The organism is Flavobacterium sp. 90 (assembly GCF_004339525.1).
In the GTDB taxonomy this organism is placed as follows: Bacteria; Bacteroidota; Bacteroidia; order Flavobacteriales; family Flavobacteriaceae; genus Flavobacterium.
Genome location: NZ_SMGE01000001.1, coordinates 970,136 through 982,249, shown reverse-complemented (window position 1 = coordinate 982,249; position 12,114 = coordinate 970,136). Strand labels below are relative to the sequence as shown.

The following is a 12,114-nucleotide window of genomic DNA, read 5'->3' as shown; positions in this document are numbered from 1 at the left end:
AAATGACAGAAAATGAAATTTCAGCTATTGTAGTCGATGTATGTTATAAAATCCATGTAAAACTTGGTCCAGGATTGTTAGAATCTGTTTATGAGGCGATTCTGCATCATGAATTGACAAAGAGAGGTTTGAATGTAGAAAGACAAAAAGTGCTTCCTGTTATTTGGGATCAAATAAACTTAGATATTGGTTTTAGAGCAGATTTAATAGTTGAAAATAAGGTGATCTTAGAAATCAAATCAATTGAAAAAATTTCAGATGTTCACGCAAAGCAAGTTTTGACTTATCTCAAAATCACGAAAATGAAATTAGGATTATTAATTAATTTTAATGTTCCAATAATAAAACTTGGTATCAAAAGAGTAGTTTCAAATCTCTAGCTTTTAAACTTAAAAACTTAGTAATAAAAAAAGTCGCAAAGAATTAAAGAAAAACTTTGCGACTTTGCGTCTTTGCGAGATTAAAAAAAAACTTATTTACGTTCGCCAATTTGCTGACGCCACATAGCGTAATACAAACCTTTCTCAGCAATTAAATCTTCGTGTTTACCTTGCTCGATAATTTTACCTTGTTCTAATACAAATATTTTATCGGCGTGCATTACCGTTGATAATCTGTGGGCGATTAAAACGGTGATTCTGTTTTGATCTGATATATTTCTGATTGTAGCATTAATTTCTTCTTCAGTAATAGAATCTAATGCAGAAGTTGCTTCATCAAAAATCAATAAATTCGGATTTCTAAGAATCGCACGTGCAATAGATAAACGTTGTTTTTCACCACCCGAAACTTTAATTCCGCCTTCGCCAATTGTTGTGTTTAAACCATCTTCTGCGCGTTGAAGCAGTTTTTCGCAACTTGCACGTTTTAATGCATCATATAAATCTTCGTCGGTTGCATTAGGTTTTACGAATAATAAATTCTCACGGATTGTTCCCGAGAATAATTGCGCATCCTGAGTTACAAAACCTAATTGTTTTCTTAAATCGAGCAAATCAATTTCGGTAGAATCAATTTTGTTATAAAGAACTTTTCCTTCGGCAGGCGTGTATAAACCAACTAATAATTTTACCAAAGTTGTTTTCCCGGAACCGGACGGGCCAACAAAAGCAACTGTTTCACCTTGTTTAATGTCGAAATTTATGTTTTCTACAGCCTTAAATTTTGCAGTTTTATGTTGGAAACTTACATCTTTAAAAAGCAAAGACTGAATTGCTCCAACATGTTTTGGATTTTTAGGACGAAATTCTTTTGGAGCACTTAATAAGGTTTTGAAGTTTTCCATTGAAACTTTGGTTTCATTCAAAGCGATAATGAAATTTCCTAATTCCTGTAAAGGTCCAAAAATGAAGAAAGTAAAGAATACCATTGTTAGTAAATCACCAACGATAATTTTATTTCCAAACAAGAAATAATACAAAGTAAAAACGACACAAGTTCGTAAAAAGTGAACAGTTGTTCCCTGAATAAAACTCAAACTTCTGATAAAACGGATTTTCTCTAATTCAAGCTGTAGAATTTTAAACGTATTTAAATTTAGACGTTTTTCTTCCTGATAAGTTAATCCAAGACTTTTTACAAGCTCGATATTTCTTAAACTTTCTGTTGTAGAACCTGCCAAAGCATTGGTTTGATTGACAATTTTTCGAGAAACGATTTTTATTTTTTTTCCCAAATAAGAACTAATCAAAGCAATAATTGGAGCCGTAATCAAAAAGATAATCGAAATACGATAATCAATTCGGGCAACATAAACGATAACGAATATGAATCCGATAATGGTTTGAAAGATTAAAGAAATCGAAAGCGTAATTAGTTTTTCAGAATCAGAGCGTACTTTCGTCAGTTTGCTTAATGTTTCGCCGCTTCGTTGATCTTCGAATTCAGCAAATGGTAAATCAAGAGATTTTTTAATTCCGTCAGTATACATTTGTGCACCAGTTCGCTGAATAACGACATTGGTAAAGTAATCCTGAAAATTTTTGGTGATTCTGGAAATCATCGCAGCACCAAGCGAAAGACCCAACCAGAATGATAAAGATTTTATAAAACCCATTTCGTTTCCGGCATATTTATGCAAACCAACACCGCAATCCTGCATTAATTTACCGGTTATTACAGAGTCTGATAAGCTGAAACAAATGTTGATGGAGGCCATAATCAACGCAAAAAACAAAAGCATTTTGTGTTTGATTATATAAGAATATAGTAATTTCATGTGTGAGTTTAAATTTATTGCAGATGCAAAAGTAGTGAATAGTTTGACGCTATAAAGTGGCTTTTAGTTATTAAAAATGTAAATTTTTTGACTAAGATAATTTCTTGCCTATGTTGTTTGCTATTAGATATTAAAGATTGTTTAAATCTCTTAATCGAAACAATTTCAATTATATTTGCTCGACCAAAAACAAATTCCAAAAAATGAAAAACCTTTTATTGCTTTTTAGCGCTTTTACTTTAGTACTTACATCATGTTCAAATGATGATAATAATTCTTCAGAAGATACATCTATCTTGCCTAAAACAATTACTTATAGCTATCCTTCACCAGATTTGGGTACAAATACTAAAAACACTATAACTTATGACGGGAACAAAATTGTAAGTAGCATATCAGTACGTTCAAAAGCACTTTTTACATATACAGGAAATTTTATTACCAAGCAGCAATTATTTGATATTGATTCTAAAGGTTTAGAAACTAAAGATATGGAAGCTGAATATACTTATGAAAACGGAAAATTAAAAACCAGAATTACAAGAGAATATTTCACGCCTCAATATCCTAACGGAACATATATTGGCAAAACAATTTATACGCATGTTTCTAATAATTTGATTTCATATATTGATTACGAAGTTGATGCAGATACGCAAATTGAAAAAAAGATCAGCGAAGGAACTTTTACTTATAAAGAAGGTAATCTTATTGAAGACAAAAATGTCAGAGGAGTTTCTACATCGACAAGAACGTATGAATATGATACTAAAAATAATCCTTTAAAAAATATTTTAGGTTTAGATCTATTATTGAAAGAAACAGAAATTTCGCGTAACAACATATCGAAAATTAAAAGAGTAGATAGTGATTCGCCTGATACATCTGTTTATTTAAGCAATTATATTTATAATGATAAAGATTTTCCAACGAAACAAACATCATTTGCGGGTGACGGAAAATCAATAGAATATGAAATAGAATATACTTATTAAGGAATCCAATTTCGAAATTATATCAAAAACCAAATACTTTCTTGTATTTGGTTTTTTTATTGGTAAAAATTGGTGAAATTCGTGTTTAAAATAAACGACATGCAATTCAGAACCCAAATACCAATTTCAAAAGCTAATAATCCTATTGATTATAACTCAAAAGTAGTGTCATTTGGTTCTTGTTTTGCCGAAAATATGGCGGAGAAATTCGACTATTTTAAGTTTCAAAACACAACAAATCCGTTTGGGATTATTTTTAATCCGGTTTCGATCGAGAAAATTATTAGCCGAATCATTAAACAGGAATTCTATACAGAGAAAGATGTTTTCTTTTATAATGAGCGTTGGCACAGTTATGAAGTACATTCGGATTTAAGTAATTCTGATCGGGAAGAATTGCTGGAAACATTAAATAAAGCAATTACAGAAACCAGTAAACAATTAAAGGAAGCTTCGCACATTATTATAACTTATGGAACTTCCTGGGTTTATCGAAATATCGAAAACGATCAGATTGTGGCAAATTGCCATAAAGTTCCTCAAAAACAATTTGAAAAAGAGTTATTATCGGTTGAAGTAATTCAGAAAAGCATCCAGAATACAATAGATTTGATTCAGGTTTTGAACCCGAATGTAAATTTCATTTTTACCGTTTCTCCTGTTCGACATATAAAAGACGGATTTGCAGAAAATCAATTAAGTAAATCACATTTGTTTGCCGGACTTCACCAAGTTTTAAAGATTCATAATTCACTCCCGAAGCTTCGGGATATAATTCATAATTATTTTCCGTCTTACGAAATCATGATGGACGAACTTCGTGATTATCGCTTTTATTCCGAAGATATGCTACATCCAAATCAAGTAGCAATCGATTATATCTGGCATAAATTCAGTGAAAACTATATTTCTGAAAACAGTATTCCGACGATGCAGGAAATCGAAGAAATTCAAAAAAGTTTGCGCCATCGAAGCTTCAATCCGGAATCAGAACAACATCAGAAATTCTTAGCCAAACTTCATCAAAAAATCACGGTTATAGAAGAGAAATGGTCTCATATTAAGTTTTAAAAAATATTCTTTGCGACTTCGCGACTTTGCGAGATTGTTTTTTAAGTTTTTTTAAAGTATTGGCGAAAATTGCGCGCAAAGTCGCGAAGACGCCAAGTCTTTTAAATTCGTATCCTTTTTCTTTGCGTCTCTGCGCTTTCGTGGCAAATCAAAAAGTAAGAAAATAATTATTTGTACCTGAAATTTTAGAATAATTGCGTGTAATTGTGTAAATTGTTAAAGTTTAATTTTTTCAATTTTGTAAACTGTATAAATACAGCTTTATAATAACGCAACTTTAATCTAACGTGTTTTATTGACGTATGAATAAGAAACCCATTCATTTTCTTAAAAAAACACTACGTGTACTTCTTTGGTGCGTGGCTTCTATTATCGTACTTTTATTATTGCTGATTGTTTTGATTCAGGTTCCTTCCGTTCAAAATTATGTAAAAGACAAAGCGATTACCTATCTGCAAGGCAAAATCAAAACCAAAGTTTCTTTAGATCACATTTCGATAGAATTTCCTAAAGATGTAGTTCTTGAAGGTTTTTATTTTGAAGATCAAAAAAAAGATACTTTATTGGCAGGTAAACGTTTACAACTCGATGTCGATTTATTTAAATTGGTAAGTAGCGAATTAGAAATCAATTCGGTTGCATTGGAAAATGTCAAAGCTAATATTTCCAGAAATAAAGACGGCGTTTTCAACTTCGATTATATCATAAAAGCGTTTGAATCAAAAGAACCAAAAGTCGACGATCCGAATAGTAAACCATTCAAAATATCAGTTGTCAAAGTTGATCTTGATAACGTGAATTTTAATTTTAAAGACGATTTTTCTAAAAATGATGTTCGGGTAAACCTTACACATTTTGATACGAAATTCAAAGAATTCGATTTGGATAAAATGGATTTTGATATTCCAAATATTGATTTAAAAGGATTAAAAGTAGTTTTAAATCAAGATGTTGTAGAGAAAATTGCTGAAGTTTCGGTGAAAACCGTTGATACAATTTCGAAAAGAACAGATTTCAATTTAAAATTAGGCAAAATCAGTTTGTCAAAAATTGATATTGCTTATGACAATAAAGATTCCAAATTAGATTCGGGAATAAAACTGGGCAATTTAGATTTATCAGTAAATAAGATAGATTTGAATAATCAGCTTTTGGATTTTGATTCTTTCGAATTAAAAAATCTAAAAGGAAACTTACGTTTAGGAGCAAAAGACAAACAAATTCAAGCGCCAAATTTAGATACAACAGCAATAAAACAAGCTGGTTGGAAAGTGAAATTGGCAGATGTTAATTTAGAAAATATTGCTTTCAAATTTGATGATATGCAATCAAAACCCGTTTCAAAAGGAATTGATTACAGCCATATGGATTTGGATAAATTCAATTTTAAAGCTGAAAAATTGTATTATGGAAACGATACAATTTCAGGAAATATAAAAGCATTAACTGTAAATGATAAAAGCGGATTGCAAATTCAGTCTTTAAAAACAGACTTCTTTTACGGACCTAAAAATGCGTATTTGAATGATTTATATTTAAAAACGCCGCAAACATTACTTCAGGATAAAGCCAAAGTTTCTTATTCTTCGATTGCCTCGATTTCTAAAGATTTAGGAAACCTTACTTTAGACGCAAATCTAAAACAATCAAAAATTGGGTTTAGAGACATTTTGCTTTTTGTTCCCGATTTGCAAAAAACGAATCCGTTTAAGAGTAATCCAAATGCAATTCTATATTTGAACACACGCTTGAGCGGAAAAATCAAAGATTTGAATATTCCGCAATTCGAAATGAGCGGAATTGGAACTACAAAAGTTGCCCTTTCGGGGAAAATAAAAGGTTTGCCTGATGCACAAAAAGCGTATTATGATTTAGATATTAAAAAACTTTCAAGTACTTCAAAAGACATTTATTCGTTTGTACCGGCGGGAACAATTCCGAAGAATATTCAGTTGCCTTCTCAACTTAATTTAAGTGGAAAATTTAAAGGTTCAGTTCAGAATTTCAAAACCAATTTGGCTTTAAACAGCAGCTTCGGAAATGCCAAAATTGATGCTTTATTTGATCAGCGTATTAAGAAAAAAGAGAAATACGACGCGACGGTTTATTTGTTAGATTTTGATTTGGGACGATTAATCAAAAATGATTCGATTGGAAAAATTACGCTTAAAGCGAAAGTAAAAGGCAAAGGTTTAGATCCAAAAACGGCTCAGGCACAATTTGACGGTTTGGTTCAGAAAGCAGTTTTCAATAAATACACGTATAAAGATTTAGCTTTAAAAGGAAATATCGCAAACGGTTCATTCGATGTAAAATCAGGAATGCAAGATCCAAACTTAAATTTTGACTTGGTTGCGAGCGGAAATACACAAGAAAAGTATCCTTCAATAAAATTAAAATTAAACCTTGATATTGCCGATTTAGAAAAGCTGAATCTTCATGCCGGACCAATGAAATTGCGCGGAAATATAGATGCAGATATTGCCAATAGTAATCCAGATTTTCTAAATGGAAAAGTGTTTCTTTCGAACATTCAGATTTTGCAAGACGCAGAACCAATCGTTTTGGATTCTATGCGAATAATTGCTTTCGCAGATAATAATCGAAATAATATCAAAATTTCGTCTCAGTTTTTAAAAGCAGAAGTTGACGGAAAATACAAACTGACAACATTAACGGCGGCAATAAAAAAGTCACTTTCGAAATATATTGATTTAAAAAATCCGAAAGCAAATGGCGAATCAGACGAACAACGTTTGGCATTTACTTTAAAGATTGATAATGATCCGATACTTTTTAAACTCGTTCCGAAATTAACAGGTTTAGAACCCATTAATATTACCGGAAAGTACAATAATGTTGCAGATTCTTTAGAAATAAAAGGAACGATTCCGAGAATTGTATATGCGGATAACACTATTTCTGACGGAAAAATAAATATCGAAGCCAAAGAAAATGCTTTAGAATATGCAATTTCTGTGGCAACAATTGAAAGCGGTTCTTTGAAGATTCCGTTTACGAGTTTATCAGGAAAAGTAGAGAATAATCTTTTGACTTATGCACTTGAAGTGAAAGATGCAAAAGACAAACAACAATATTTTATTGCAGGAAATTTTAAAGCCGAAGATTCTAAAAACATCTTCAAAATTGATGCAGAAAACTTTGTCCTGAATTATGATAAATGGAATGTTGATCCTGAAAATGCCATTGAGTTTGGAGGAAAACGACTTTATATCAATAAGTTTTTCTTAGAAAATTCAGGAAATGAACTTAGAATTCAATCGCAGGGAAATCAGGATAATGCACCGCTTAAAGTTGATTTTGTAAACTTCAAAATTGAGACGATTATGAACATCGTCAAAAAAGATCAACTATTAATGCAAGGTTTGATTAACGGAAATGCTTTGGTTGAAAATGTAATGACAAAACCAACTTTTACATCGGATATTAAAGTTGATCAATTTGCTTTTAAAGGAGAACCTGTTGGAGATATTGCAATAAAAGTCGATAATAAAACCAATAATTTATTGGCAGCAAATGTTACGCTAAGTGGAGAAGGAAATGATGTAAACCTAACTGGAAACTATAAAATAGACGATGGAAATCTGGATTTTAATCTGGATTTTAACAAATTGAAGATCAAAAGTATTCAGGGTTTCAGTATGGGAAATCTTACCGAAGGAACAGGATTTTTGACCGGAAATTTCAAAATTAGCGGAAACGCGTCTGCGCCAAAAGTAAATGGGGAATTAGACTTTAAAAATACAGGTTTCAGAGTCACGAAATTCAATTCATATTTTAAAACGGAAGAGGAAAAAATTACGCTTCAAAATGATGTAATTACATTTGACAGTTTTACTTTCAAGGATGAAAATGATAATGAATTAACGATAAACGGAACTATTAAATCAGCAGATTATACCAATTTTGATTTCGGTTTAACCGTTGTTGCAGAAGATTTTAGAGCGATACATTCTAAAGAAAAAGATAATGATTTGTTTTATGGAGATTTGATTCTGGACAGCAAGTTAAATATTAAAGGAACACTGGCAAACCCAATCGTTGGCGGAAATATCAAAATAAATAAAGACACGAAATTCACTGTTGTTTTACCACAATCAGATCCTTCGATTGCAGATCGTGAAGGAATTGTAGAATTTGTAGATGAAGACAATCAGTATCTGAAACAGACTGCGGCAATGCAGCAAAAATTAAATCAATCGCAGTTAATTGGGATGGATGTGAGTGTTGCGATTTCGATAGATAAAGAGGCGGAATTGACATTGGTTATCGACAAAGGAAATGGTGATTATCTGAATCTAAAAGGTGAAGCAGAACTTATTGGCGGAATCGATCCTTCGGGGAAAACAACTTTAACCGGTAAATATGAGTTTTCTGATGGTGCATATGAAATGAATTTCAATATGATTCGACGAAAATTTAATATTCAAAAAGGAAGTTCGATTACCTGGAATGGTGAGCCAACAATGGCAACTTTGAATATTACAGCGATTTATAAAGTAGATGCAGCGCCAATCGATTTACTTGGAAACCAATTGCCAACAGATAATCCAACAGTTAGAAATACGTACAAACAGAAAATTCCTTTTCAGACTTTATTAAAGATGAACGGGGAACTTTTGAAGCCTGAAATTACATTTGATATTGTACTTCCGGACGGGAATTATGATGTTTCTACAGATGTTGTGTCTCTTACACAAACGAAATTACAACAACTAAGACAAGAACCAGCCGAATTAAACAAACAGGTTTTTGCGCTTTTATTATTGAATAGATTTATTGGCGAAAATCCGTTTGCGAGTGAAAGCGGCGGAACAAGTGCAGAATCTTTGGCAAGACAAAGTGTGAGTAAAATACTTTCGCAACAATTAAATGATTTGGCAGGAGAATTAATTACCGGAGTTCAGTTAGAATTTGATTTAGAATCTACGGATGATTATACGTCAGGGAGCAGAGAAAACAGAACAGATTTGAATGTTGGTGTTTCTAAAAAACTTCTCGATGATCGATTAAAAGTTACCGTAGGTAGCAGTTTTGCGGTTGAAGGACAAGAACGCGCCAACGAACAAAGTACGAATATTGCGGGCGACGTAGCGCTGGATTATCAGCTTACAAAAGACGGACGATATATGGTTCGTGCTTATCGAAAAAATGAATATCAGGTTGCAGTAGAAGGTCAGGTTATTGAGACTGGAGTTGCGTTTATTATCACGATGAGTTACAACAAATTCAGAGAGCTTTTTCATCGCACAGCGGCAGAAAAAGAAATGATAAAAGAAGAGAAATTACGCAAGGAAAGAGCCAAAAAGAAAGAGAAGGAAGACAAGGAAAAAAAGGAAAATCAAATTGAAGGAAATGAGCAAAAAACATAGCAATATAAAAACAGCATACATCAGATATTTTATTGCGCTATCCTTATTTTTTGTTTTTGGATGCAGCAATACAAAGTATTTGCCTGATGGAGAATTGTTGTATACAGGGGGTTCTGTGACCGTCAAAGACACGATTATAAAAAAGAAAGAACGCAAAGAACTGGAGACGGAACTTGAAGGTTTGTTGCGTCCAAAACCTAACAAACAATTCCTGGGATTACGTCCTAAATTATGGATTTATAATATTGCCGGACAGCCCAAAAAAGATAAAGGGATTCGATATTGGTTGCGAAATAAAGTTGGTGAACCGCCGGTACTTTTTAGTAAAGTCGACTTGGATTACAATGCTTCAGTTCTTCGAAATTTCACTGAAAACCGAGGTTATTTTAAAACCCGCGTAAGTGCCGATTCTACCGTTAGTAACAAAAGAGTAACGGCGGAATATACGGTTGAACCCAAAAAACGATACATCATAAAAAGCGTGACATTTCCAGATGATTCGTTGGCAATGTCAAGATTAATAGCAAGATCGAGCCGAAGAAGTTTATTAAAAGTTGGTAAACCTTATGATTTGGATATTATAAAAGCCGAACGTGAGCGTATAGATGCAAGACTTAAAGAAAAGGGATATTATTATTTTAATCCGGATTATATTTTAGCGCAAGTTGATAGTAGTAAAGGCGATCATGAAGTAAAAATCAGGCTGGTAATAAAAGCAGATACACCGCCAAAAGCACTTACATCTTATAAGATTAACAAAATTATTGTTTACCCGAATTTTGCCATTTCAAAAGACAGCATTAAATACAAACCCGAAGATGTTGTTCAGTACAAAGATTTCACGATTATAGACACGGCAGATACTTTTAAACCGAGAGTTTTTGATCGGGCAATCTATTTCAAAAAAGGAGATTTATACAATAGAAAAGATCATAATTTAACGCTAAATCGGTTTGTGAATCTGGGAACTTTTAGCTTTGTAAAAAACGAATTTAAACCTTCGGATAGTTTACCTAATACGCTGGATTCCTATTATTATTTGACACTTTTGCCAAAGAAATTTATTCGGTTTGAGGTTTTAGGGAAAACAAATTCGGCTAGTTATACGGGAACAGAAGTCAATGTAAATTGGAATAATAGAAACTTATTTAGAGGAGCAGAATTGCTTACGGTTTCTGTTTTTGGTGGTGCCGATTTTCAACTTTCGGGAGATAATAATGGGAAGAATATTTATAAACTTGGTACAGAAACCAGTTTAACATGGCCTAGATTTATCGTTCCGTTTTTTCATGTTGAAGGTAATAGCGAATATGTGCCGAGAACGAAAGCAGCTGTGAGATATGAATACCAAAACAGAACACAATTGTATGCTTTAAATTCTTTTAAAACATCTTTCGGATATCAATGGAAAGAGAATATTCGAAAAGAACATCAATTGAATGTTATTGATGTTACTTATGTTAGTCCAAATCATGTTACGGCAGAATATTTAGAAGATATTAAAGAAGACGAATCGTTGGGAAAAGTAATTGAAAAACAATTGATTTTTGGCCCAACTTATACCTACACCTATACCAATACAATGCAGAAACGTAAAAAGAATACGTTCTATTTTAGCGGAGATTTAGATTTGGCGGGAAACATAACAGGTTTGGCTACAGGAGCAAATGTTAAAAAGAATGATACGATAAAAATATTTAATGTTCCTTTTAGCCAATATGTAAAAATGAGAGCCGATTTCAGGCATTATTTAAAACTCGGAAAAGAAAGCGAATTGGCAAGTAGAATCATTGTTGGTGCTGGACTTCCGTATGGAAATTCAAGCGCATTGCCAACATCCAAACAATTTGTTGTGGGAGGAACCAATAGTATTCGTGCCTTTAGAGCAAGATCTTTGGGACCGGGAAGTTACTTGAATACCAAAACTACCAATGATTTTTTACCGGATCAATCAGGAGATTTAAAACTGGAATTTAGTACAGAATACAGAGCAAAACTTTTTAGTATTGTTCGCGGAGCTGTATTTATAGACGCAGGAAATGTTTGGCTTTTAAATGCAGATCCGAACAAACCTGGTGGAGAAATTACTAAAGATTTCATGAAAGATATTGCGGTTGGAGCCGGAGCCGGTTTACGTTTTGATTTGTCTTTTCTGGTTTTAAGAACCGATTTGGCATTTCCGCTTAGAAAACCTTATTTACCTGAAGGCGAAAGATGGGTAATCAAGGATATTGATTTTGGAAGTGGTCCATGGCGAAAAGATAATCTGATTCTGAATATCGCAATTGGATATCCATTTTAAAAAAGGTTTTCGCCACGAATTTCACGAATTTACACTAATCATACTTTGTGTATAATAATCAATTACACAAATTAAGAATTCGTGTAGTCCTATTTTATAGCCAATACAATTAGTGTAAATTAGTGAAATTCGTGG

At 32.6% G+C, this 12,114-nt stretch carries 6 protein-coding genes; 5 read left to right on the top strand and 1 reads right to left on the bottom strand.

Annotated elements, in window-relative coordinates:
* Positions 1-2 precede the first annotated feature (2 nt).
* Positions 3-380, top strand: a complete 378-nt coding sequence (locus C8C83_RS03870) for a GxxExxY protein (protein ID WP_121326512.1) — start codon at positions 3-5, stop codon at positions 378-380.
* Between the two features lie 92 nt (positions 381-472).
* Here C8C83_RS03870 and C8C83_RS03865 read toward each other — a convergent pair whose 3' ends face one another.
* The gene (locus tag C8C83_RS03865) at positions 473-2,218 is read right to left on the bottom strand and encodes an ABC transporter ATP-binding protein (RefSeq protein ID WP_121326511.1); all 1,746 of its coding nucleotides are present in this window, start codon (positions 2,216-2,218) and stop codon (positions 473-475) included.
* A gap of 203 nt (positions 2,219-2,421) precedes the next feature.
* On the opposite strand from C8C83_RS03865, the gene C8C83_RS03860 reads away from it, so the two are divergent.
* The 4 genes from C8C83_RS03860 (at position 2,422) to C8C83_RS03845 (ending at position 11,979) form a co-directional block, all read left to right on the top strand.
* Positions 2,422-3,213, top strand: a complete 792-nt coding sequence (locus C8C83_RS03860; RefSeq protein ID WP_121326510.1) for a hypothetical protein — start codon at positions 2,422-2,424, stop codon at positions 3,211-3,213.
* 99 nt (positions 3,214-3,312) lie between these two features.
* Positions 3,313-4,284, top strand: a complete 972-nt coding sequence (locus tag C8C83_RS03855) for a GSCFA domain-containing protein (protein WP_121326509.1) — start codon at positions 3,313-3,315, stop codon at positions 4,282-4,284.
* Between the two features lie 302 nt (positions 4,285-4,586).
* On the top strand, positions 4,587-9,677 hold the full coding sequence (locus C8C83_RS03850) for a translocation/assembly module TamB (RefSeq protein WP_121326508.1): 5,091 nt from the start codon (positions 4,587-4,589) through the stop codon (positions 9,675-9,677).
* The gene (locus C8C83_RS03845; RefSeq protein WP_121326507.1) at positions 9,661-11,979 is read left to right on the top strand and encodes a BamA/TamA family outer membrane protein; all 2,319 of its coding nucleotides are present in this window, start codon (positions 9,661-9,663) and stop codon (positions 11,977-11,979) included. The genes C8C83_RS03850 and C8C83_RS03845 overlap by 17 nt, the downstream gene beginning before the upstream one ends.
* Positions 11,980-12,114 lie beyond the last annotated feature (135 nt).

Bases quoted from the DNA above. Each gene is read 5' to 3' on its own strand.
- C8C83_RS03870 (WP_121326512.1), top strand. From the start codon at position 3: ATGACAGAAAATGAAATTTCAGCTATTGTAGTCGATGTATGTTATAAA.
- C8C83_RS03865 (WP_121326511.1), bottom strand. From the start codon at position 2,218: ATGAAATTACTATATTCTTATATAATCAAACACAAAATGCTTTTGTTT.
- C8C83_RS03860 (WP_121326510.1), top strand. From the start codon at position 2,422: ATGAAAAACCTTTTATTGCTTTTTAGCGCTTTTACTTTAGTACTTACA.
- C8C83_RS03855 (WP_121326509.1), top strand. From the start codon at position 3,313: ATGCAATTCAGAACCCAAATACCAATTTCAAAAGCTAATAATCCTATT.
- C8C83_RS03850 (WP_121326508.1), top strand. From the start codon at position 4,587: ATGAATAAGAAACCCATTCATTTTCTTAAAAAAACACTACGTGTACTT.
- C8C83_RS03845 (WP_121326507.1), top strand. From the start codon at position 9,661: ATGAGCAAAAAACATAGCAATATAAAAACAGCATACATCAGATATTTT.